Below are 26,590 nucleotides of genomic sequence, written 5' to 3'. Positions count from 1 at the left end.
TTAATAGTAGCCTCTCCGATAAACCCTTGACCTATTACTAGGCACGCTTTATTTTGCATCAACAAATTGCAATATTCCTAATGAAAACATTCGGCTGGCTTGTGTTAGTTGCAGTAACAGTGCCTGCTTACCTTCTGGCGCAGATTTCAGGCCAGGTAAAAGATTTTAAATCCGGACAATTTCTTAAAAATGCAGAGGTTTTCATCGACAACACACTGGTACACGTTACAACCGATGACAAGGGCTATTTTATGCTGGAGGGGCTTCAACCGGGAATTTACCGGGTAGGCTGCGCTGCACACGGACGTGAAACTACCTATCAGACGGTGCGCCTGGAGAAACAGGAGAAGTATCTTCTATTCCTTCTTAAAAAGGACGCGGGAAAAAAACTTACGGATAAATCGCTTACTGCAGAAGTACTTAAAGCAATTGTATCGCAAAACAACATTATTCCCGGCTGGAATGAACGTTTCATAACGAAGACGGCTCAATTCAAGTACATCGATGAAGAGAATGGTCGTAGAATTTATGGAAAATTTGAAGCCGATAATCTGGCACTGGGCTATCAGGTTACAGGCCATGTTATCAGCTACACCAAAGAGCAACTTCTTTACCTGTTGCAGTTCTATCAGATGAAAGGGACAGAAGAAGAACAAAAATTATGGGAGAAAAACCGGTTTATCACGTATCAGTATGGTGTAAACCACTTTCTTGAATCCATCTTACAAAATACGTATCACCTTAACGGGTATAAAATTACAGATGAGCATGGCAACGCGGTTAGCCCGGAGAATTTTTTAACTACAGGGTTTAGCGGACAGACGAACTCCCTTAACCTTAAGGGCAAGTTAAATGTTACCATGGGCACGATTGAGGAAGGATATGAGTCGTGGATTGAGGCGGATGGCCGTATTGTATTTTCAGATGTTGGGCAAATACTGAATTCCGATTCTGTAAGAATTGGCGGAGTGTTTAATGAGAAAAGTTTATCCTTTCAATTACCGAATGAGTACACGCCCAGTGTTGAGAAAAAAATTTTCTTACTGGAGCCCTATTTTGAAAAGGCCTACCTGCACCTGGACAAGCCCTATTATTTACCCGGTGACACGATTTGGTTTAAGGCCTACATGAATTACAACCACCTGAGCCTGATTGAGTCATTAAGCACTGTGTTGCACGTAGAACTGATTGAGCAACACGAAGGCGGCCGCATACTCTTTGAAAAGAAACTGAAAATTGATGATGGTGAAGCCTGGGGCGAATTTGTTATACCCCAATCCTATTCATCTGACTACCTGGCTATACGGGCTTACACCAACTGGCAACGCAACTATGGAGACGACCAGTTTTTTCTAAAGTACCTGCCGATTATTAAACGAAGCTCTAATCACATTGGTGAACGAAGTGAACTACAAACCAACAACCTTGTTCAGCTTAAGTTTGACAAGAGGCAGTACAAACCCCGTGAAAGAATATCGTTCAGTATCAGAGTAAATAACGAACTAAACCAACAGGTATCGGCATGGATGTCGGTTTCCGTTACCGATATGTCAATGGTTCGGCTCTTGAACGATTCTGTTGTAATTGTTAAAACCCATACAATTAAGCCCCCTCCTGCAACTACTCGTATCAACTATCCGCTGGAAAGAGGACTTACTGTTAGCGGCCAGTTTTTTAATGAAGCCGGCAAACCCACCATGGTATCCCTTACCATGATGGGGGACCAGTTAAAGCAGGTATTTAAATTTGATACCGACCCATATGGTAAATTCTCAATGGCCGGTCTTGAATTTTATGATTCCATGCCAGTACGGTATTCAGCAACATTGGGTAAAAAACTACTATACACCGGCAAACTGGTTTTTGACCAGCGCAACGCTGCTCCTTTAAAGCTTTCCTGGCCGGCCCCAGTCAGGAACCTTGAGCGGGCTGATTTTAAAATCGATAAAAATACCACCCTCCTAAATGAAGTAATCATTCAGGCCAAACGAATTGCTGAAGAAAAAAGAGAAGTCAATAAACCTATCATCTTCCGACCATTTGGTGAGCCGGATTATATTATGGAGGGCTCACAACTTAATTACGGGGCTGTTAATGTTATTGAAATGATGCGGGGAAAAATTCCCGGGCTAATCATAAACCTTAATGGCATAGATTATGAAATCCGTTTTGCAAGAGCGGCTTCTTTTGGGCAAGCCCTGTCACCACTAATATTAATTGATGATCAGCCTGTTGGCGGGAGTGCACAAATGGCCTTGCTTTCCATTAACCCTGCTGATGTTGCTGCCATCGAAGTAACCACACGGCTAAATTCGCTTTATGGATCGACTGGAGCAAACGGAGTTATCGCAGTGTACACCAAGGGTGGCGGCCTGCGCGGTACTTTTGAAGAGTACGAAAGCGTTAAACGGATTAAACTAAATGGTTTTGCAACACCTGCCAAATTTTACGGGGTAAATCACAAAGCTTACTTTATTCCGCCAAATTCTGATTTCAGAACCACATTGTACTGGAATCCATCCGTGATCTCGTCAACGCGCACAGGATCCGACCTCGTATCGTTCTTTGCATCGGATTCACCCGGACCTTATTTAATCACTATTGAAGGCGTTACGGCAGAAGGAAAACCCTTCAGAGCGGAACAACTATTGGAAATAGCGCCTGATTAACATTTACCGCAAATCAATAATCTCTACCCCGGGGTATTTCTTCGGATCGAACGTGAAAAAATTATCAGCTACTGCTACGTTCGGGGTAAATTTGGTGATGGCATATTTGTATTTGTTACCGCCTTTATCAAACATCGTCCAGCTCTGAATGCTGCGGTCTTTCTTTGAAATGTTCATCCGGATTTTAAAATACTGGGCATCTTTCCTTTCAGGCACCAGGTCAACCACTTCGCAAAGTACACCTCCTTCGGTAACATCTTCCAGGTATAAATACTTGAATCCCTTCTTATATACTTCATAAATCTTGGAAGGATTGATTTCGTCTGATGAAGGATCGTAATTGTCGATGTTCACTTCTTTGGCTGCCGGCAGGTACGTCCAAACGGTGGTGCCATTATTAATAATTTCCTGGTCATCCATTACCAGCCTGAACTTCTCTCCTTTTACCGTAATCTTGCCTTTAAACTCTTCTTTTATTCCTTCTGTTTCGTTGGTCAGGCTGTGGCTGATGTTTGCCTCAAAACTGGTATATGACTTATACTTTTTACTCATCGCCTCCAGGATTTCGAGGGCTTTGGGGTCGTATTGTGAAAAACCCAGGTTTGCAAAGAGCAACAGTACAAGAAAGGAAAATGCCTTTTTCATTGATTTCTGAATAGTTTTTTGATGTTTATTGGTGCAAAACGGAGGGCAAAAATAGGTGCTTATCCGTGTTTTTCCTTCAAACTATTCAATAATTGTTCCAAACTCAGTTCGTCTTTAATGAGTACCTCCCGCGCCTTGCTGCCTTCAAACGGCCCTACAATGCCGGCCGCTTCCAACTGGTCAATCAGCCGGCCGGCCCGGTTATAACCAAGTTTAAGTTTGCGCTGAATGAGCGAAGTACTGCCCTGCTGGTGCATTACTATCAGGCGGGCGGCTTCCTCAAACAAGGCATCGCGTTCGGCCAAATCAACCGTTGAGGCACCACTGTCTTCATCTTCATACTCAGGCAACAGGTAGGCCGAGTCATACCCACGTTGTGCCCCTATGTATTCACATATTTTTTCAATTTCAGGTGTGTCCACAAAAGGCGATTGAAGCCGGATGATATCCGAGCCGGATGAAAGGAGCATATCGCCCATCCCTACCAGCTGATCGGCCCCACCGGTATCCAGAATGGTACGTGAATCAACTTTTGACGTTACCCGGAAGGACAAGCGGGCCGGGAAGTTGGCTTTGATAACCCCGGTAATTACATTAACCGAAGGGCGTTGCGTAGCCACAACCAGGTGAATACCAATGGCACGTGCCAACTGGGCTAACCGTGCAATGGGGGTCTCTACTTCTTTACCGGCCGTCATCATCAGGTCGGCCAGCTCATCAATAACCAATACAATGTAGGGCAAAAAGCGGTGGCCGTCTTTCGGATTAAGTTTTCGAGCCACAAACTTGGCATTGTATTCTTTTAAGTTCCGTGCCCCGGCATCCTTTAAAATCTCGTACCGGTTTTCCATTTCGATACACAATGAGTTGAGCGTATGAACCACTTTTCGTGTGTCGGTAATAATGGCCTCCTCGCTGTTAGGCAGTTTGGCCAGGTAGTGGCGCTCAATTTTGCTGAACAGGGCCATCTCTACCTTTTTCGGATCAACCAGCACAAACTTCAGTGTGCTGGGATGCCGCTTATATAATAAGGAGGTAAGAATTACATTTAAACCTACTGATTTACCCTGCCCGGTTGCACCGGCCACAAGCAGGTGCGGCATTTTGGCCAGGTCAATCACCATCACTTCATTCGAAATGGTTTTACCTAATGCAACCGGTAACTCCTTATCGGTTTTTTGAAAGGCCTGAGTGGCCAGCACCGAACGGATGCCCACCATCTCGCGGTTTTTATTGGGTACTTCAATGCCAATAGTACCCTTGCCGGGAATAGGCGCAATAATGCGAATGCCCAGGGCTGAAAGGCTCAATGCAATGTCATCTTCCAGGTTTTTTATTCTTGAAATTTTAATGCCGGCATCGGGTACAATCTCATAAAGAGTCACTGTCGGGCCGATGGTGGCTTTAATGCTGGTAATACCTATTTTGAAATTGGTTAATGTAGCAAGGATTTTATCCTTGTTCTGGTTCAACTCCTCCTGAGTCACCTGTACTTTACCGGTATCGTATTCGTTCAGCAACTCAAGGGGTGGAAACTTGTAATTGCTCAGGTCGAGGGTCGGGTCGTAAACACCTTTTTCCTCCACCAGCTTTTCAGCCAGTTCATCGGTCTCCAGCCGTTCTTCAATGATAAAGTCAGGTTCCTGTTTTGGAGTTTCTTTCTTCGGGGGTTGGGGTTTTTCTACATCAAGTTTTACTTCCTGTGCCGGTGTTACAGGTTCTTCCGGCTTAACCACAACAACCGGTTCAGCAACAGGCTTTTCAATTTCAACCTGCTGGGGCCAGTTGTCCTGTTCATCGGTATACCCGGTAACCGGTTCGGTGGGTATTAGTGCATCATTACCCATCGGTTTGGGGTCCTTAACAAATACAGGAATGGCCGTTACGTTAAAAAAGAAGATGATGAAAACAAAAAGCGAGAGAGCCAGCAGCATAAATGTGCCCCATCCTAACAGGCTATGCGAAATGCCGGCAAGGGCATAACCGACTTTACCACCCAGGTAACTCCATTCGGCAGGGCCATCAATACTAAAAGTAAGGTAACCGAATAGCAGGCAGAGCCATAAGCCCGCAAAAACCGAAAACAGTGTTACCGAACCAATGGATAGCAGGGTTCGCTTAAACACCATCCGGATACCCAGTAAAAAGAAAATAGGTGGAATAAAAAAGGCCGAAAGACCGAACCCGTTATAGATAACCTGGTGCGAGGTCCATGCTCCGAAGAATCCCAGCCAGTTTTCAACTTCACGGGCTGCCTCCAGTACGGAATCGCCCGACTGAACCACTATGCTCATATCGGCTTTGCCGGTAAACAGATACGACAGAAACGCAATGAACAGGAAGAGTGAGCTGACCAGCAGAAAGAATCCCAGGGCTAGTATGAGTTTCGGATCGTTAAAAAATTGGAAAGATGACTTTCCTGTTTTGCTCTTCTTCTCTTTTTTGTCCGGTTTCCGAAAGGTGTTTGACTTGTAGGTGTTTTCGGCCATTAGTTTAAAAAGTACTCAAAGCTACGGAAAAAACTGTTAACCAATTAACCAACCTACCTTAATGCAAGTGTCAGTTAGCTTTGAACTAAAACTGAATTATATTGAACTCAAACTTAATGAAACCAAATGAAGCGTACGGTTATTAACCGGGTCTTTGCTCCAGGAACAGCCTGGTTCATGCTGCTACTCATACCCATTACGTTTGTCGGATTCTACACTACTTATTATTCGAAATTAAGCTACCCGCATCCACCCATCGTGCACCTTCATGGATTGTTGATGGTCGTTTGGTTGGCGCTTGTGGTTACACAGCCTTTACTTATCCATTATAATAGGTTTTCAGCACACCGGTTTACCGGAAAACTGAGTTACTTTGTAATGCCCGTGATACTCGTCTCTGGCTACTTTATTCTGTGCTACTCCTACCAGCGCGCACTGCAAGGTGATGATGTTGGACCACCCGGTTATTTTCCGGAAGATCTTCCGCTCAACATCAAGGCAGCCGAATTCACAATTATTGGAACAGTGTACTGGATTTGGCTTATCGTTTACTACATACTGGGTGTAGCCTTCAGAAAAAATGTAGTGGCGCATGCCACTTTTATGCTGGCAGCCGCTTTAACCATTCTGGGTCCTGCCGGTGACCGGTTGATCGGTCACATCTGTGATGCATTCGGGTGGCCGTTCAATGCAATTGCCGGAAATTTTGTGTTTGCACTGGTCGTGATTGTTTTTCTCTCTTTGTTTGTATTGCATCTCAGGCGAAAACTCAGTGTGTGGCCATCCCTTTTGGTTGTCGTCTTGCAACTCACTGGGATATTTTTCTTTTACCACATGCCATTTCATCCCACCTGGAATTGGCTGGCGGCCATTTTATTTGGATGAGTTTATCCTAGATGGTGAAAAAAAATTAATGCTAAATTGAATCATCAATCATAGTACACCTCATGCGGTTATCAGGACTACTGCCGGCAGTATTCACATGTTGGGCAATTTATCAGGTTATGGCCCAGGTACCCAACCTGGAGTGGGCAAAAAATACAGCAGGCCCGGCCTATAAAGAAAGCAACGGCATTACCATTGACCCCTTTGGTAATGTATATATTATCGGTACGTTTGAGGGCACGGCCGATTTCGACCCGGGGCCCGGATTATTTCTGCTTACCTCGGTGGTTAACAGCCGTGATTTTTTTATCCTAAAGCTCGATCCTAACGGCCATTTCGTGTGGGCCGAATCCTTTGGCGGACCTGACTCGGATGAAGGTAAAGCAATTACTACCGATGCAGCCGGCAATGTTTATGTAGCAGGAGCCTTCCGGGGTTCTGCTAATTTTGATCCCGATCCCTCGGAACCGCTTTTACTTAACTCCTTTGGCAACCGCGATGCGTTTGTTGCTAAATATGATGATGATGGCAACCTGATCTGGGCCAAACAATTAGGTGGTGCTGAAGCCGACTATGCCAACGACATTAAACTTGACGGATTGGGTAATGTACTTACCACCGGGTACTTCGGATTACTTGCTGATTTTGATCCGGGCACATCCGTATTTCCGATGACGGCTGTTGGCTTTTCCGATGTCTTTATTTCCAAACTTAATACCAACGGTGATTTTATCTGGGCAAAAAGTGTGGGAAGCCCCTTTTATGAATATGGATACAACATAGCGGTTGACCCCGGTGAAAATGTGTTGATCTCCGGGTCATTTCCGGGATCAGTTACTATTGATTTTGATCCGGGGCCCGGCAATTTTATGGTTACAGGCTCCGGCTCTGATAATGCGTTTGTGCTTAAACTTAATCCTGCAGGAAACTTCGACTGGGTAGTTGCTTATGACGGTACCGGTTACTCCATTGGGGAGCAACTTGCCGTAGATAATACCGGAAATGTAATCGTGAGTGGGCCGTTTGACGGTACGGTGGATTTTGACCCGTTAGGATCAGGTTTTCCACTAACAGCCGGGCCGATGGGCAGCCTGTTTATCACCAAACTTACACCCACCGGCAGTTTCATCTGGGCCGGCTCCATGGAAGGTTCCGGAATTGTTTATTACGGAGACATTACAGTTGATGTTTCCAATGCCATCATCCTGGCCGGAAATTTTGAAAACACAGTGGATTTTGATCCGGGCCCGGGTACATTCAATCTTACTGCCAATGGAGGTGCGGATATTTTCTTGGTAAAGCTTACAGACACCGGTACTTTTGACTGGGCCGGACAATTGGGTGCGGGGGGTAATCTTGAATTTTCGTATGGCGTTGCATCCGATGCCTCCGGAAATAGTTACGTAACCGGTTCCTTTGTAGGCTTGCTGGATGCAGACCCATCTGCCTGTGTTTTTAATCTGGCGGCCATTGATGATTTTGACGTGTTTGCTATAAAGGTTGGTACGTTGCCGGGATGCTCACCTGTAATCACCGACTTTCTTCCCGTTTCAGGCCCTGTTGGTACGGTTGTCGTCATCAACGGATTGAATTTCAGCACCACACCGGCAGATAATATTGTTGAATTTAACGGAACACCCGCTGTGGTCACAGCAAGCACAACCACCAGCATCACTACAACTGTACCGCCCGGTGCTACAACCGGACCGATTTCGGTTACCGTGTCGGGGTTAACGGGAATAAGTTCAACGGATTTCACAGTTACCGTTGGCTCGTGCGTACCGGCAACAGAGCGCAATGCCCTTATTACCTTATACTCTGCAACCGATGGTTCAAACTGGACGGATAACACCAACTGGCTCAGCGCTGATGAAGACACGTGGTTTGGTGTTTCGGTATCGGGTTGCCATGTTACAGGAATATTTCTTAACAACAACGGTTTAAGCGGTTCCCTCCCTGCAGCTTTGGGAGATTTAACCGAACTTGAGTCGCTGCAGATAATCAATAACCCTGCCTTAACCGGTTCAATACCCGCTACCATCGGTAATCTCACAAAACTTCAGACATTGTTGCTTCATTCAAATGCCCTCTCCGGTTCCATACCCACATCCATCGGCAACCTTACCTTGGTCACCGACCTTGAGCTTCAATCCAACAGCCTTACCGGCAGTATTCCGGCTACAATCGGCAACATGCTTTCGCTTACTTATTTACGATTAGACGACAACCAACTATCCGGTTCCATACCCAACACATTGTACACCATTGCTTCGCTTCGCTCCATCGATTTAGGACAGAACCAATTAACCGGTAGCCTGTCGCCTTTAATTGGCAGTATGCCTAACCTGCAATCCGTTTTTCTTGGTGGCAACCAACTTACAGGAAGTATTCCTTCAGAAATTGGTAACGCAACTACCCTTAACCTGGTGAGTTTGGGACCCAACCAGTTTACCGGCACATTACCGGCTTCCATTGGCAATCTTAATAACCTCACCTCGTTCAGCGTGTTCAATAATCAACTAACCGGTACAGTGCCCGCCACACTGGCAAACCTCACTAATCTTACCGTACTCGGCCTTTCAGTCAACCAGTTCACGGGCGATGTACCAGCCGGCATCGGCCTGCTTCCGAACCTGACCGATGTGTCGCTCCGCGATAACGACTTCACGTCAATACCCTTTTTTGTTTCCAATTCCTTCACCGATCTGCGGGTGTACGGCAACAAACTTCACTTTGGCCACCTTGAACCGAATATGGGCAAGGGAGGGTTTGTGTATGCACCGCAGGATAACCTGCCGGGCGGAACGGTTAACACAACTGTTGGGCAACCGCTTACTATTCCCTTTTCAACACCGGGTGCAAACAACCAATACCAATGGTATAAAAACGGAACACCCGTAGCCGGGGCTACCAGCGCTACCTTTACAATTGCTTCGGCAACACTGGCCGATGCGGGCAGTTATCATGTTGAAATTACCAACACAGTGGTAACCGGGCTCACCCTGTTAACCGATCCGTTTATCGTTACGGTGTCTCCGGTTAGTCCACCGGTAATTACACCGGTTCCCTTATCAACGCAGGTGGAGGGGCTTGTTACGATTAATCTGGTCCCGCTCATTACCACATCCAGCACGCTTGACCTCAGTTCGCTTCAAATAATGATACCGCCCGCCAGCGGTGCATCGGCATCCATTGATGGCAATGGAATATTAACGATTGACTATGCCGGCATAAACTTTTCAGGAACTGATCTGCTTACCATCCGCGCCTGTGACATTCTGGGCAATTGCACCGACCAGCAGTTTACCGTTGAGGTGGCTGGTGATATTATTCCTTACAATGCTGTATCGCCAAACGGTGACGGTAAAAATGAGTTCTTTTATATCCGGTATATCGAACTCTTCCCCGATACCCAGCAGAACAGGGTTTTCATTTACAACCGGTGGGGTGATGAGGTGTTTTCTATTACAAATTATGATAATGACACCCGGGTATTCAAGGGTATTTCCAACTCAGGCAAGGAACTGACCACCGGCACCTACTTTTACAAAATTGAATTTATCAGCGGACGTGCTACAAAAACAGGGTATCTGACCTTGAAGAAATAGTACCCTACTTCTTGGAGTACTGGCCATATTCTTTAATTATACAAATTCGATTTAGAGAATTATTTAAATAATATAATACTGAGTCTATGTAGCCCAGCTACCATTACTTTTTGCAATAGAGCAGATGAATTTTTACCTTCACTTCTCACTCCTCTCTTATGGCTCGGGTTCTCCTGATTATTATAGTTTTTGCTTGCTTGTGTGCCAAAGCAATTGCACAAATAACAAGCACTTTTGATATTGATGCTGAAGGATGGACGTGTTCTGATAATAGCCTGGGTAGTCCGCTCACGGTAAATTACAACGCATCAGGTGGCAATCCGGGTGGCTACATTTCCGCAGGAACCACTTCCTCCCAGCCTTTTTTCTGGACTTCGCCTGCTGCTTTCGGTGGTAATGTAGCCTATTTCTGTTATGGACAAGAGTTGAGTTTTGACCTGCAACTAACCTATGTGCCTACCACCCATGGTGCAAGCACCCTTGGTGATGTGCAAATAAGGACATCCTCCGGTCAGATATTATCAGCGAATCTGCCAACTTTTCCCGCACAGGCTCCGGCCTGGTCCAATCATACTATTCGGTTGGATGAAACTGCCGGTTGGAGAGTGGGAGGAATGAGCGGACCAGTTGCTACAAAAGCTCAACTGCTCCAATACCTGAGCAGTGTTCACTCCTTTAGATTCAGCATTGATTATACCAACACCACCAATAACACATTTGGTGGTGCTATCGACAATGTTGTGCTGAATCAACGATCAATTCTTCCAGCACCATTAATCAGTTCCTTGTCTACTACATCTGCAAACCCAGGAACCTCCATTACCATAAATGGAAGCAACTTCGACCCAACCCTAACCAACAATACAGTTTTCTTTGGAGGTATGGAGGGTAGCGTAACCTCTGCCAGCCCCACCACATTAACCGTTACGGTTCCTTCAGGTGCACATTATGGACCGATAAGAGTTGTAAACAAGACGACAGGACGTTCCGGGATTTCGCGTCAGCCATTTGTTCCAACCTTTGATGGTGGCGGAAGAATTATTCCTGCCTCATTCAAGCTTCGGTTTTCGATTGATCATACCGGAGGTATGGGCGGCCTACTGTTAGCGGATATAGATGGAGACGGTTGGAATGATATCGTTGTAGCTAACGAGGACAACACAGGCATTCGAGTCTATCGAAACCTGGGCAATGGCGGGGCACTTTCTGCCGCTTCATTTGCCACTCCTGTTTTCTTCCCCACGCTATTATCGGGTACCAATGGAGCGGGATTAGCCGTACGCGATTTTGATAATGATGGGAAACTTGACATGGTAACTTCCGGCTGGACAGGCGGGCCCGGTGCCTTTGCTACCTTCCGAAATATCAGCACACCTGGAAATTTAAGTTTCGAAGCGGTGGAACACTGGAATGGAGCATCCGATGAAAGCCCTGTTACATCAGCAGAAGATATTGACGGAGACGGTCTGATAGATTTAGTCGGTGGCGAAGGTTCCTCACCCGGTTCAGCGTGGATCATTCAAAACATCAGCACTCCGGGCAACATTGAATTTAGCTATCGACAGGTGACATTTATTGGTGGAAGTATTTCACACCAGGGGGCTACATTGGCTGACCTGGATGGTGATGGCAAACCTGAGTTTATTCATAAAATCCAAAATGCACTCAATCAACAAAACATACATGTCAATTCATCCACTCCAGGGGCAATTTCTTTTGGACCTGCGCTAACATTACCTGTTGGAATTCAGGGTAGCATGGTGGTATACGATTTTAATAAGGACGGGAAAAACGATCTGGCGTGGAAAGCAGGATTCAGCAACGATGACATCTACATCCGGTTAAACACCAACTCAGGAGGCCCGTTGAGCATTTCTGATTTTTCAACACAAATTATACTCGATTCAGAAACAGGTTATTATGGTGGATTAAGTATGACAGACATCAATGGGGACGGTAATCCCGATCTACTGGCTACTGATAGTGATAAAGTTGGCGTATTCGAAAATAACTACTCAGCAGGTTCATTGGATGAATCAGACTTTATCAAGGGACATATGTTTCCAGGAATAGGTGCCACCACTTACCCAACCACAATGCAGGCGGCTGATTTGAATGGAGACGGAAAACCCGACATGGTTTTTGGAACTACAAACACAACACCTGCCAGAATTGTTATTTATGAGAATCAAAATGTGTCCGCACCCGTAATTTCTGTAGCCACGGTTTCGCCTCTGGCCGCTCCTGTTGGGGCTACGGTAACCATTACCGGAGACAACTTCGCGCCCAATACGCTCGAAAACTATGTTTATTTTGGCGGCATACAGGGCATAGTGCTGACAGCCAGTTCAACGCTGTTAACCGTAAGCGTACCCCCGGGTGTCGGGCATGGTCCTGTTTCAGTACGGGTAGGCGAACTCACTTCTGTCTATCATTTACCGTTTCATCCAACATTCTCATCGGTGGCAACGTTTGATAACACCCACTTTGCACCTCCGGTTGAATTCGCGTTAGCAAATGCTGACTACGACATTGAAGTGGCCGATCTGGACAATGACAATAAACCGGATGTTGCTGCACAGGTATCGGGAACCAATCAAACTGCTTTTTTTATCAATTCGCATGCAACCGGCCCCATATCAACTGCATCACTCACCGCGGCCGGAACCACCTCCGGTAATGCCACTAACCCAAAATTATTTGATATTGACGGCAATGGCCTAATTGACGTTGTTGGACTGAGCGCCATGTTTCAAAATAACAGCACCCCGGGCCTCATTTCGTTCGGGCCTCAACTCGCCATTGGAACTGGCGCAGCCAATATTGCCCAGGCGGACTTCAATAGCGATGGAAAAATCGATTTAGCAAAAACTCATGCCGGAAGTGCCCAACTGCTGTTACTGGAAAACCGGAGTACTGCAGGTACACTGAGTGCTGCGGGTATGTTTGGTTCTTTTTCGGGTGATTTTAGCACGGCAAAGCCTTCACCAGGTGGAGGAATAGCAGCAGCCGACTTTGATGCCGATGGATTTCCGGATGTTATTGCAACCAATCCCAGTTCCGATAATCTCAGCATTTTTCCGGGTACGAATGCCACTCGGGTAAATGCGTCCACGTTAGGAACCCGGATAGATATTGCCACGGGCGACAATCCCGGCCGTGTTTACACCGGTGATTTTGATGACGATAATAAACTCGACTTTCTCATTTATCACGGCACCGGCACCAATCCAACTTTACTTTCCGTTTTCCATAACCAAAGTACACCTGGAAGCTTAACTTTCAACCGCGTTGATCTAACTAATCCGAGTGCCACCACCGTAGCACACGTAGCCGATCTGGATGGTGATGGAAAACCGGAAATTATTACCGTTAGCGAATCGGGAAACCGTTTTTCAATTTTTAAAAATATTTACTCGGGCGGAGCGCTTACACCGGCATCGTTTGCCTCCCCATTCAATACCACAGTGACTGCACCCCGAGGCATTACCACAGGTGATCTGAATGAAGATGGCGCACCGGAAATAATTCTTACCCGCGCGGCCGGGTTTTTGCTTGTATACCAAAACCTGATAGCCACCCCTACCATCAGTTCTTTTAGCCCCGCGAGTGGTCCGGTAGGAACTTTGGTCACCATTACCGGTACGAACTTTTCCGCAGTAATCGAAAACAATATCGTTGAATTTAATGGTGTTAGCGCTTATGTTACCTCAAGCACTTCCTCTACACTCACAGCCATCGTTCCTCCGGGGGCTACAACAGGACCCATTACAGTACTTGTGCTGGGCAACACGGCAACCAGTGCGACAGATTTTACTGTAGTACCGTTTGATTGTCCGCCAACCTCGCGGACAGGAGGCGCTTTGGATACCTCCTTTAACCCGGCAGTTGAAGATCCCGCTGATTTCACAACCATTGCCATGCAATCGAATGGAAAAAGTATAGTTGCCACAACCGGGATCATAATAGGTGGAACAAATTATGAGGGGATACTCAGGTTTAACCAGGACGGTACAGTTGATAATACCTTTACCAATTCTGTTTATTATCCCCGTAAAGGGAATTTGCTTGTACTGCCAGACGACAAAATACTGGTCGTGGAGTCGGGTACTGAATCGTATGTGCGCAGGCTTAACCCCGATGGCTCACTGGACAACTCATTTAATTCACCTGCTTACTACGCCAGCACCATTTATGCGTTGGGGCAGCAGAGCGATGGAAAAGTACTCCTCTCTATCTATGATGATGGAGTGGGACAAGTTCTCGTGTACCGACTTAATGCGGATGGAACACCCGATGGTTCATTTGCAGGCGGAGACAATATGGCCTCCAATGTCATCAGGCAACAAACCGATGGTAAAATTGTATTGGGAGGCTCTCATGGGTTAGCCCGGCTGGATCAATTTGGCAATGCCGATCCCTCCTTTCAAGAAGTACTTTTCTCAGATGATGAAATCAGCGACCTGATTATTCAACCGGACGGCAAGATTGTGATTGTCGGGACATTTAACTCAATTCATGGGGTGCCTTGCGAGAATATCGCACGTCTGAACCCGGATGGCAGCGTGGACCTAACCTTTACCTTCAACAGCGGCAATGGGTTTGATGGACCGGTAAGAGCAATCAAGCGAACGGCCGATGGTAACATGGTCGCAGCCGGTCAGTTTTCGTTGTACAATGACGAAGTTCGACACCAGCTGGCTCTGCTGAATCCTGACGGTAACCTGGTTTGTGAATTCGACCCGGTAGGCGGTGTTGATACCCAGATACGTGATTTGGCCATACAGCCAGACGGAAAGATATTGATTGTCGGTGACTTTGTTTCGTACGATGGTACTACCATACACGGCTTTGCCCGGGTACTCTATACGTCAGGAGCGAGTATCACTATTACTACGCAACCCGGTGGAACAACCAACCGGTGTGAAGGCGACAACTATCCCTTCTCAACCGATGCCACCGGTACAACCAACATCACATACCAGTGGCAGAAATTCAATACCATCAGTTCTCAGTTTGAAGATTTGACCAATGGTGGCGCCTATGCCGATGTGACGACCAAAAACCTTCAGATCAACAACATGCAGCTTTCTGAATCGGGTGATTACAGGTGCAGGATCGATGGCGATTTGGCATCTACCGTGTATACCGATATCGCAACGCTCATCGTCAACCCGCTTCCACCCGCCCCCATAACAACTGACGGGGCACGCTGCGGCCCGGGACCTGTTATTGTTTCAGCAGCCAATGGATCCCCTGGTGATTATCGGTGGTACCCGGATTTGGTTGCAGGCGAACCCATTCCGGGAGAAGAAAATGATACGTACACCACACCAGCCCTCACTGTTACTACTCAGTACTATGTTTCATTGGTCAATGCATTTTGCGAAAGCGCCCGGGTACCTGTAAATGCGATAATCAATTCAGTGCCACCTCAACCTGCAATTATTTCAAGCATTACTCCGGTTGGTAATACCATCACCTTCTGCAGCACCAACACGCTCACACTGACTGCCCCAACTGGCTACGCTACCTACAGCTGGTCGTCCGGTGAAACCACCGAACAGATAACCGTTACAGCAAGCGGCCTATATTCTGTTACGGTTACCAATGCCACCGGCTGCAGCAGTCCTGCATCAGTTGCACTTACTGTGAATATTGTACCCGCCCCGTGCAACAACCAGGCACCCGTTATTCAATCAACGGTAGCTGCAGTGCCTGTAGAAGGAATTATAACCATCAATGTTCTCGACCTCATTAATGATCCGGATGATAACCTGGATCCTGCTTCCTTAAGCGTTGTTACCTCCACCTCACAACAGGGCGCCTCCGCAAGCATCAACGGCTCCCTGCAACTGGTACTTGACTATGGGGGCGTATTCTTTTCGGGTACCGATCAGGTAACGATACAGGTGTGCGACTTATTTGGCGAATGTACCCAACAAGTGCTGACCATCGAAGTGGCAGGAGATATTATTGTTTATAATGCATTCTCTCCCAACGGAGACGGAAAGAATGAAATTTTCCTCATTCAATACATCAACCTGTTCCCCGATACCCAACAAAACCGTGTTACCATTTTCAACCGCTGGGGCGATGAGGTGTTTTCTATTTCCAACTACGATAATGATACACGGGTATTCAGGGGTATTTCCAACTCAGGCAAGGAACTGACCACCGGCACCTACTTTTATAAAATCGAGTTTAACAGCGGCAGGCCCGCCAAAACAGGATTCCTGTCGCTTAAACGATAACCGTTTAAACCCGATGCCGGCTGCTGATAAAAATACAGCACTTAAAACCGATACCCCAGCAGAATGTCAAGTCGCCTGGTATCGTTGGGTAAATCGCCCCGATTAATCAGCATACTGAAATCAAAACCTACAAACAGTTTGAATGAAGTTTGCAGTTCGGCATTCAGATGCAGGAATTGCGGTTTCGGATACGATGAATCTACCGTAGCATAACTTAACGAAACCGGCCGCCAGAACGAAGCGGTGTAACTGGTTAATGTTTGCAGAATTACTTTTTCCGATAGGGCATAATCAAAAAAAACCGAAAGCCCGCTGCCGTAATAAAGCCCCTGAGGTTCCTTTGACTCCTGACTGATGATACCCCCATTAATATCGCGGTAATAATACCGGGTACCCACCACATAATCATTAATATTAAACCCCATGGCAACAATGGCTCTGTCAGTTACCAGCACATTCCAACCCCATGAGGTCCACCCGATAAATGTGGATATTGTACTGCCTTCTTTCTGATTGACACCGGTATTACTTTTCAACTCGCTTCCCAGGATGGCAAATACATCACCCAGGCTTTTATTCTGATAAAACATACGCGGCTTGCCTTTTTCTTTCCGATACCGCTTATAATCCATCCGCATACTCAATTTAGTCATGCTGTGCGCATTACTATTTGGTGCAGCCGGATTGGATAAATTAGAAACACTCAAGGCAAACCCCCAGGTTCCATGATCGCCAATACCTCCTTTTTCTTTGTAAAAATATTCCTTGCCGTTTTTAAATTCCTGCAATGACTGTCCGATGGCCGCGCGTAACATCATAAAGAAGCAGGCCAGTATCAATACCACTTTTTGTTTAACCATAAACTACTTTTTTTCAAAAGTATGGTGCATGAGTTAGCTGTGGACTCCGTACCTGTACGGATAAAAACTACCGGTCTTCCTCTGTATCGGATTTGCTTACAATTTCAGGAATTAAACAAAAGCCAAGAATGCTGGCTACCACCGGTTTTTTGCCCGCTATTGCAAAGCCGCAAACCTGTAGGAATGTGCATATCAGCCGTTGGTAATAAATCTTCACCTTTAAAAAATTGTAAACTAACTAAAACAATACATTCACTATTTTTATCTTGATTAATACCCTACTTATGAAAAGTCCACTAACCCGGTTATTCCCGCTCCTTGTTTTTACTCTTTTACTGGCTTGTTCCCCTTCCGAAAAAGAAGTTAAACTGCCCGATGTAAAGCCGCCTGTTGCAAAAGTTGAGCCGTTTGAAATTGTGTCGAAGCATGGGCACAAACGCACGGACAATTACTACTGGCTGAAAAACCGCGAAGACTCAACCGTAATCAAATACCTCACGACTGAAAACAAGTACCTGGATACAATGATGGCGCACACCAAAGCATTCCAGGATGCGCTGTTCGAAGAAATGCGCGGAAGGATTAAAGAAGATGACTCATCAGTACCCTACAAACTGGATGATTACTATTACTACACACGCTACATTACCGGTGGCGAGTACCCCATTTACTGCCGCAAAAAAGGTTCGCTGGATGCCCCTGAAGAAATCATTGCCGATGGAAACGAACTCGGCAAAGGGCAATCGTTCCTTAATTTTTTCACCTCGGCAAGCCCCGACCATACCCTGGTGGCTATTATAATGGATACGGTGGGCCGGAATTTCTACACGGTTAAAATTAAAGACATGACCACCGGCAAACTGCTGGCCGACAAAATACCTGATACACGTGGTGGTTATGTTTGGACCAACGACAATAAGTCCATTCTCTACTCGGTGCCCGATCCGAAAACACTTCGCAACTATTTAATCAAGCGGCACATACTGGGAACCCCTGTTTCATCTGATCCGGTTATCTATGAAGAAAAGGACCAGACACTCGATGTGGGCATCGGCAAAACCAAATCAAAGAAGTATTTCATTATCAGCTCGGGCCGTACGGATGCAAGTTTCTCGCAATACCTGGATGCCGACAAACCCGGCAAGCCGGTGGTTATTCAACCCCTGCAGGATAATGTGGAGTACTCGGTTGACCATGCCGGTGGCGATAAGTTTTACATTTACACAAACCTTGATGCTAAAAATTACAGACTAGCCGAAGCGCCAATTGCTAAACCTTCAAAGGAAAACTGGAAAGATGTTATCCCGCACCGTGAAGATGTATTCCTGCAGGATGTGGACTTCTTCCGCGATTACATGGCCCTGGCCGAAATGAATGCCGGGCTGGTTAAAATCAGGCTGATCAAACGAGCCGACAAATCGGAACACTATGTTGACTTTGGTGAGCCTGCTTACTATGCGGGGTTTGGTTACAACCCGGAGTTCAACACCAACATCATCCGGTATACCTACACCTCCATGACCACACCCAATTCCACATTTGATTACAATATGGATACCCGTGAAAAGGAGTTGAAAAAAGAACAACCCGTATTGGGAGGGTTTGATAAAAATAACTACGCCACCGAACGCGTGATGGTAAAAGCGCGCGATGGAAAAGAAGTACCGCTGTCCATCGTTTACCGCAAAGACAAATTCAAGAAAGACGGCTCCATGCCGGGATGGATCTATGGGTATGGCTCCTATGGCGCTACGATGTATGCAACCTTTAGCTCAAACCGCATCAGCCTGCTTGACCGCGGATTTGTTTACGCTATCGCACACATCCGGGGCGGCCAGGAAATGGGCGGCCAATGGTATGAAAACGGTAAAATGCTGAACAAGAAAAATACGTTTACCGATTTCATTGACTGTTCGGAGTGGTTGATTCAAAACAACTATGTTGCAAAAGATAAGTTGTTTGCCTCAGGCGGAAGCGCGGGCGGCCTGCTGATGGGCGCCATTACCAACATGCGACCGGACCTGTACCGCGGGGTTATTGCGGCCGTGCCCTTCGTGGATGTAATCACCACCATGATGGACGAAAGCATTCCGTTAACTACGTTTGAATGGAAAGAATGGGGCAATCCGAACATCCAGGAAGAATATGAGTACATGCTCTCCTACTCGCCATACGACCAGGTGGAAAAGAAAAACTACCCGAACCTGCTGGTAACGACAGGTCTTCACGACTCACAGGTACAGTACTGGGAACCCGCCAAATGGGTTGCCAAACTGCGTGCCATGAAAACCGATAACAACAGACTCTATTTATATACCAACATGGATGCAGGACATGGCGGTGCCAGCGGCCGGTTCAGAAGGCTGCGCGAGGTAGCACTGGAGTACACCTTTGTGTTCGATATCCTTGGAATGAAGGAAATACTGGAAACCAAACCGAAGATTGAGAAAATGTGAGGCAAGCAGTCGTCCTGCGATTTATAGTCGCAGGACGACTTTAATTCGGGAGGTTTATGTCTATCTTTACCTTGTTAATCTTCGAAACAAGACCTTGTATGAAAAACGCCTCGTTTTCTCTTATCTGCCTCTTTTATGGTTTGCTCTGCTCACCCGCTCAGGCCCAGGTTAAAACCGTGTCTTCCGATACAGATTGGAAAAGTCAACTGGTGGTATTAACCAACACCATGGAGGCCGATTACATTATTCGGCTGGGTGATGCCGACAATTTAAACTTTGGATGGCCGGATGACTTTGATCCTTTCTGTGGCCGTATGACACAGGCGCATGGGTATCCGTGGAGCCCGGATGCCAGCGATATGCCGGGCTTTGACCGCATCCTGATGTCATCCAAATATGTGCAGGGTAAGATTGCACCATGTGGTGGTGACGGATACAGCGAAGCCTACGACCCAAAAACATCCAAACCGGTAACCTGGAAAATCCCAACAACCATTCTTAAAGATGTTGTTATCCAGAATGCCTTTCTTCAGCTTTTCATGGACGATTTTCAACCGCTTACCTTTTGTTCCAAATTTCAAATGCTTCTTAATGGTAAACGCTTTGTAGAAGGTGAACGGATATTGAATGCCATTGATCAAACCGGGCCGGTGGGTAAACTGGTGTCGATTCCATTAAACGAAGAGTTCTATGCCGTGCTGGCAACAGGTACCGGTATTTCGTTGCTGATTGATGAATCCACCGGAAGTGCGGATGGCTTTGCAATCGACTTCGTGCGGTTACTGGTAAACCGTAAGCGTGAAAATAGCTGCAAAGGAACTGTGCGTGGTCGTGTTTTAATTAAAGACAGCGAAACCCCGGTTGCCGGAGCACAGGTATTTACAGTGGATAAAGTAACCGTGAACACAAACGCCAGGGGTGAGTTTGTCATCAACGAGGTGCCCACCGGATTTGAAGTTATTGGCGCTTCGGCCAACGGGTATGCCGATGGAAGCGCCACGGCAGATGTTGGTGAGGGTGATGATAATCCCGAGGTGGTAATTTACCTGGCAAAAGGCAAAGTGGCCCGGTTTGATAACCGGCAGGTAAAGGTAGGCGAAGCCATTACATTAAATACTATCCTGTTCGACCAGGGTAAGGCTGCTATTAAGGATGAATCAAAACCTGAGCTGGATAAGGTGGTGGCTTTCCTGAAGGCAAATCCAACTGCGCAGATTGAGTTATCCGGACATACTTCGTCAGAAGGTGAACGCAGCCTGAACAAGACGCTTTCTTACCGAAGGGTAAAAGCCTGTAAGGATTATATTGTGGCCGCGGGCATAGCTGAAGACCGGCTGATAGCGGTGGGATACGGACCCGACCGTCCGGTGGCAACAAACGATACACCCGGAGGCAGAGCGCAAAACCGGAGGGTGGAGATGCGCATAACAAGTATGTGAGAAGAGTCGTCCTACGACTTGAAGTCTTAAGACGACTTAACACTACCTGGTCTTGACTAATGCATAATGCATAGCCGATGCCGCTTTATCAGTAATGTGTAAAACCCTGCCGCCCCGCACAGCTTCAAACTGTGCCCACCAATGTTCCGTTTTGCCTTGCCAGCGGTTGGTCATGGTTATATCCCAGTTGGTTACCGTTAGTTTGCCTTCATATTTCTGATCGAAGAAGGTCATGTTACCCACCATCCCTGAAGCGCCCTGGTGCTTGCTGGTGTAGGTGCCATCGGCATTAAAGGTAAATGAACTGGAAGACGATGCCGTAGCCATGCCGGCATACGCACCGGTTACTACACTGTACATATTAACACCTGCACCGGACGATTCCTCCCAGGTACCCACCAGGTCGGCCAGCGTAACGGCAAATTTGTTATAACCCAGCATACCGGCAATTTTTTCCTGATTCGGAAATTCTTTCTGAAACTCCTGTGCAGATGGCGCTATTATTTCGATGCAACGGGCAATGCCGCTTTCAATCAGTATGCGGAAACCGGCATAGTATTTCCGGCCGGTGGTTTTATCCACTACATCGGCTTCGTAAAAGTAAATACAAAAGTAGCATGGTCCGTTGTTGTCGTATTTGCGCAGGTTGCTTACCACATACCGGGGCTGCATGAACCGGTCGAATAATGCACCCTCAATACTTCCTGCGTTTCGAAGGTTATCATCCAATTCAATGGCATAGTGCAGCAACACGGTAATGGTACCCTTGGTAATCTTTACGTAATCGGCAAACGGTTTGGCCACCCAGCCGTCATCAAAATTGGTTGTAGAAGTACTAATGCCGGAATTACCGGGTTTATCAGAAACCACCATCGGTTGTGTAAGGGGTTGCGATAAAGGTTGAGTATTTACTCCTCCTGCTGGCTTTTGCAGGTCAATGGATTGTATAACCCGGTCAATCTGCGGGTTGTATTGATCGGTATTGGTAAGCACCACAACCGTAACCACACGGCCATACCCGGATATGGTATTTAACACAGCATACGATTGCTTGCCTTGCCAGGTAAATACGCTGGCACCCTGATGGGCTGTCCATCCGTCTTCGGTTACTGCTTCGGCAGCCGGCAACGGAATATTTTCAAAGCGTTTTGCCACCATTTCTTTCCATTCATGCTCAAAATCAACCCGTGCATCACCAGAACTACCGATGCTTTTGTAAAACTCCAGTTGTGCCCACGTACCGGTTTTCTGATTGACAATCGAAAAACTTACCAGTCCCTCTTTGGCTTCGCGCTTCCACCCCGGTGGCGGGGTAAAGGTTATGATATCCAACGTCTCCTTTTGCTGAGCTGCTATTTCGACAAACGGAAAGGCCACTATCAGTAAAGCCTGAACCACAGTTTTCATAGTTATATAATTTTATTCTGAAATGCCGTACGGATAAGCGCTGCGGTGTTTTTGGCCTGCAGTTTTGAAATCAGGTTTTTGCGATGCGAGTCAACGGTGCTGTCGCTGATGAAAAGCTTTTCGGCTATTTCATGATTGGTTAATCCTTCGGCTATTAACCGCAGCACTTCAATCTCCCTGCGCGTGAGCAGCAGTTTGTTATGATCGCTGATGCTTTCTTTTACATTTTCTTTACCCAGCCAGTATTCATGGCCATTGCTAACCTGGCCGATGGCTCTTTCCAATTCTTCCAGCGAAGCATTCTTTAACAAATAGCCCTTAGCACCTGCACCCCGCATACTTTGTAAATAGGTGAGCTGATCAAAATTGGTAAGCGCAATTATTTTAAGCAGGGGATTTTTCTTGAGTAACAACCGGCATACCTCAATACCGCTTTGATCCGGCAGATTGATGTCCAGCAAAACAATATCCGCCTGGTTATTGACAAAATATCCCATACAGGAAGCCGCATTCATGGCATAGCCACACACCTGCACACCGGCTACTTGTTGCAGCATACTGCGCATGCCTTCAATTACCATGGGGTGATCATCAACTATGAAAATCCGAATCATACCGGCACGGTTAGGTTGATGGAGGTGCCTTGGCCTGGAACAGACTGAATGTCCACTTTTCCTTTCAAATAATCAATCCGCGACCGGATGGACGTCCAGCCGGAACCTTTGGCCTGTTGCAGGGAGGCTACATCAAAACCTGAACCGTTGTCTTCTACGGTTACTATAATCTCGCCATTCTGGCGGGCAACCTGTACTAAAACTTCGGTAGCCTTAGCGTGCTTGCCTATGTTGTTGAGCAGTTCCTGCACAACACGGTAAAGAATTATTTCTTTATTCGATTCAATCCTGTTTTCCATGCCGATAGCCTGAAAATTTATTTGAAATACCCCCGACTCGCTAACGGATTGGCAATAGCTTTTCAGGGCCTCGGCAAGCCCGAACTTCACCAGCACTTCGGGCATCATGTTGTGCGCAACACGCCTTAATTCAGTAATAGAATTGTCGAGCATATCGAGGGACCGCTCAAAGAGCAGCGCGCTGTTGGCATCCAGTACAACGTTTGATTTCATATTGGTTAAGGTAAATTTAACTCCCGATAATAATCCGCCAAGTCCATCGTGCAGGTCTTTTGCCAGCCTGCCGCGTTCTTCTTCCTGGCCTTTGATGATGGCCTCGCTGGCCATCAATTGTTTTTCACTTTCCAGTTGCAGGATGCGGGCTTGCTGAATCTGATTTTCTTTCTCCAGCAATTTCTTTTTCTGCAAATAAGTTCGCCCGGCAAAAAGGGCTATCAGCAAAAGAGAAAACAGGGAACCTCCTAAAATATAATTGACAAGCCGCCCGCGGCTTAATTGCAAATCCTTAATCTCCGATTCCTGTTGCAGGTCTTTGATTTGCTGCGCCTTTCTCTCTGATTCGTACAAAGCTTCCAGGCTCTGCACATTACGCACTACCGATTCGTTAACCAACACATTGCGGATGGAATCGCTCTTAAAAGAGTAAACCGAGTTCATCCTGAAATCCCTTTTCAATATGGAAACTTCGGCCAGTACGGTATATGCCTTACCAATGTGACTTAGCATGTTGTTTTGTTGAGCTTCCTGCAAGGAAAGGTTTGCAAAGCGTTCGGCCTCCTTTGGCTGGTTGTGATTAAAATAATAAATGGCCATGCCGCGCAGGGCAATAGCGTGCGACTCCGGCTCACCTAATTGTTCAGAAAGCTTCAACGCTTCTTCAAAAAATCCTTTTAATGGAGCAAAATTGGCCATCTTGATATGTGCATCAGCCAGGTTGAGCGTGGCTACCAGCAAGCCGTACTGGTGGTTAGCTTTCCGGCACAAAACGCTTGCTTCCTCCAGTTGCTCAATGGCCTTCTTCATCATTCCCAGCGAATTGTAAGTAACTGCCAAATTGATCAGGGAATTGATCAAAGCCAGCGGCCGGTTAATTTCACGGGCAAGCTTAACGGATTGTTCGCCATACTGAAGGGCTTTGTCGTACTGGAGGATTTTCTGGTACAAGAGCCCGAGGTTATCGGATACGATACAGAGTTTATACTTATCGTTAAGTTTTTCGATAATCGGTATTACCTGAAGGTACTGGTCGATGGCTTTCTCGTACTGCTCCAGGTACATATAGCTTGCCCCCACATTTCCGATGCAGGCGGCTATACGTTCAGGATCGCCCAACTGCTTGGCAATTTCAACTGAGCGTAGGTTAAGCACCAGCGAAGTATCGTACCGGCCTTTCATGTTATACACGTACGTTACATTGGTGTAATAACTGATAATACCGCGCGTATAGCCCAGTTGCTCGCTCAATTTCAGCGCCTGCTCGTAAAACCAGATGGCCGTATCGGGTTGGTTGTTTTCATACTGCTGCCCCAGTTGAATAAACAGTTTAACCCGGTTGGTATCGGGTTGAGATTGCGCAAACGCCATCTGCAAACTATCCAGGTCGTACAACTCCTGGGCCGGCAGCAACCGGCAAGTACATGCCATAACCATTCCAATCAGTAGCAAGCGCATAGCTATACAAAGCTAATGGTCTGCCTGAAAGAAATATCAGCGCAACGAAAGGTACATTGAAAAATCCCCTTTTTCGTGGAGGCATAAAAGAGTTTTCGAAGTGTTCTTTGATGAACAAAATTCAATAGCCATGAAAGCCCTGATTAACCTTATTTTGCTGCTTGTTTCATTTGCATCACTCGCCACCGTGCGCACGGTAAGTAATGACCCGGCCGTGCCGGCACAGTTTACCACAACTGGCGAAGGGGGTAATACATCTTTCAATGCTGCGCATACGGCCTCTTCACCAGGCGATACGATTTATATTTATGGAACCCGGTTTTCATATGGAACGCTTACCATCAGCAAACGCCTGGTGGTGATTGGCGCGGGTTACGGCCCAAACAACCAGTTCGGGCAACCCACACGGGCAGATAATGTAAGCTTCTTCCGCGATGGTTCAACTGACCCTTCGGGTAGTGTAATTGCAGGCTTGCTGGTAAGTTCAAATATTAACTGTACCGGCACGCTGGCAACCAACAACATTACTATTTTCAGAAACAGTATAAATAGCTACATCTATACGTATTTAAATTCAAGCAACCTGGGTTCTGGATGGACTATATACAATAACATAGTTTACGGAATATTGGGTGGCGCTTCCAGCAGAATCTCTTCTTCATCATCAAATTTGCTGATAGCCAATAATATCATAACCGGCCAAGTGGGGTATTTTAATCCCCCCTCAGTAACAATTGACCATAATGTATTCCTGGGAAGTTCAAATTTGAACAGTGTTTGGAATGCGGTTATAACCAATAACATATTTGTGCGCTCCTCCGGAAATATTTTCGCCAATGAAGTAGTTTTCTGCACGTTTAACAAAAACATCTCCAACCAGAATACCATTGGTGCTGCCGCGCAGTACAATCCCACCAACATTTTTGAAGCTACCTATCTCGGAACCGGAGGCGGAGCCAATTCGGGCAGTGGTAACCTTACCGGCACTAACCCGCTATTTATAAATGTTCCCGACAATAGCACCTATAGCAATACCTACAATTACCGCCTGCAGTCCTCTTCGCCCGGCAAGAACTACGCCACCGATGGTACTGATGTTGGTATTTACGGTGGAAGTTATCCGTTTCCTTCAGGTGGTGCTGCCGGAAGCGGATTTGATACTTCACCCATGCCACCCATACCGCAGGTTACATCGGTTAATATTCTAAACTCCACCATTGCACCCAACGGCACACTCAACGTGCAGGTACAAGGAAGAGTGAATAATTGATTTGATCAGTGGAGCAAGAACATG

General features: G+C 46.5%; 13 protein-coding genes. 7 read left to right on the top strand and 6 right to left on the bottom strand.

What is annotated here, in order from left to right:
* Positions 1-80: 80 nt before the first annotated feature.
* A complete protein-coding gene (locus HRU69_07585) occupies positions 81-2,669 on the top strand; it encodes a carboxypeptidase regulatory-like domain-containing protein (protein ID QOI97360.1) in 2,589 nt (862 codons plus the stop codon).
* A gap of 3 nt (positions 2,670-2,672) precedes the next feature.
* Here the strand turns inward: HRU69_07585 and HRU69_07580 are convergent, their stop codons facing one another.
* Together HRU69_07580 and HRU69_07575 are read right to left on the bottom strand one after the other, a co-directional pair.
* A complete protein-coding gene (locus tag HRU69_07580; protein ID QOI97359.1) occupies positions 2,673-3,314 on the bottom strand; it encodes an outer membrane lipoprotein carrier protein LolA in 642 nt (213 codons plus the stop codon).
* A 59-nt stretch (positions 3,315-3,373) separates the two neighbouring features.
* Complete coding sequence (locus HRU69_07575; GenBank protein QOI97358.1) at positions 3,374-5,803, bottom strand: DNA translocase FtsK; 2,430 nt, start codon at positions 5,801-5,803, stop codon at positions 3,374-3,376.
* Positions 5,804-5,929: 126 nt separating this feature from the next.
* Here HRU69_07575 and HRU69_07570 point away from each other — a divergent pair, with 126 nt between their 5' ends.
* The 3 genes from HRU69_07570 to HRU69_07560 all read left to right on the top strand — a co-directional run bounded on the left by HRU69_07570 (position 5,930) and on the right by HRU69_07560 (position 16,550).
* Positions 5,930-6,688, top strand: coding sequence for a hypothetical protein (locus HRU69_07570; protein QOI97357.1), 759 nt, complete (start codon positions 5,930-5,932; stop codon positions 6,686-6,688).
* Between the two features lie 119 nt (positions 6,689-6,807).
* Positions 6,808-10,296: a gliding motility-associated C-terminal domain-containing protein gene (locus HRU69_07565; protein ID QOI97356.1), complete on the top strand. Its 3,489-nt coding sequence runs from the start codon at positions 6,808-6,810 to the stop codon at positions 10,294-10,296.
* A 158-nt stretch (positions 10,297-10,454) separates the two neighbouring features.
* Positions 10,455-16,550: a VCBS repeat-containing protein gene (locus tag HRU69_07560; GenBank protein QOI97355.1), complete on the top strand. Its 6,096-nt coding sequence runs from the start codon at positions 10,455-10,457 to the stop codon at positions 16,548-16,550.
* 41 nt (positions 16,551-16,591) lie between these two features.
* Here the strand turns inward: HRU69_07560 and HRU69_07555 are convergent, their stop codons facing one another.
* Positions 16,592-17,410, bottom strand: coding sequence for a hypothetical protein (locus HRU69_07555; protein QOI97354.1), 819 nt, complete (start codon positions 17,408-17,410; stop codon positions 16,592-16,594).
* A 284-nt stretch (positions 17,411-17,694) separates the two neighbouring features.
* On the opposite strand from HRU69_07555, the gene HRU69_07550 reads away from it, so the two are divergent.
* Both HRU69_07550 and HRU69_07545 read left to right on the top strand, forming a co-directional pair.
* Complete coding sequence (locus tag HRU69_07550; GenBank protein QOI97353.1) at positions 17,695-19,866, top strand: S9 family peptidase; 2,172 nt, start codon at positions 17,695-17,697, stop codon at positions 19,864-19,866.
* Between the two features lie 98 nt (positions 19,867-19,964).
* Complete coding sequence (locus tag HRU69_07545) at positions 19,965-21,305, top strand: OmpA family protein (protein QOI97352.1); 1,341 nt, start codon at positions 19,965-19,967, stop codon at positions 21,303-21,305.
* Between the two features lie 42 nt (positions 21,306-21,347).
* Here HRU69_07545 and HRU69_07540 read toward each other — a convergent pair whose 3' ends face one another.
* Genes HRU69_07540 through HRU69_07530 form a run of 3 tightly spaced genes read right to left on the bottom strand, consistent with a single transcriptional unit; the run spans position 21,348 to position 25,296 of the window.
* Entirely contained in the window at positions 21,348-22,712 is a 1,365-nt protein-coding gene (locus tag HRU69_07540; GenBank protein QOI97351.1) for a hypothetical protein, read from the bottom strand.
* A gap of 2 nt (positions 22,713-22,714) precedes the next feature.
* Complete coding sequence (locus HRU69_07535; protein ID QOI97350.1) at positions 22,715-23,326, bottom strand: response regulator transcription factor; 612 nt, start codon at positions 23,324-23,326, stop codon at positions 22,715-22,717.
* Positions 23,323-25,296, bottom strand: a complete 1,974-nt coding sequence (locus tag HRU69_07530) for a sensor histidine kinase (GenBank protein QOI97349.1) — start codon at positions 25,294-25,296, stop codon at positions 23,323-23,325. Before HRU69_07530 ends, HRU69_07535 begins: the two co-directional genes overlap by 4 nt.
* A 130-nt stretch (positions 25,297-25,426) precedes the next feature.
* On the opposite strand from HRU69_07530, the gene HRU69_07525 reads away from it, so the two are divergent.
* Positions 25,427-26,566 carry a hypothetical protein gene (locus HRU69_07525; protein QOI97348.1) on the top strand — a complete coding sequence of 380 codons (1,140 nt, stop codon included), beginning with the start codon at positions 25,427-25,429 and terminating at the stop codon, positions 26,564-26,566.
* Positions 26,567-26,590 lie beyond the last annotated feature (24 nt).

It is taken from the genome of Flammeovirgaceae bacterium (assembly GCA_015180985.1).
Lineage (GTDB): Bacteria > Bacteroidota > Bacteroidia > Cytophagales > Cyclobacteriaceae > UBA2336.
The sequence above is the reverse complement of the archived record's forward strand: the minus strand, read 5'-3'. Positions and strand labels throughout refer to the sequence as shown.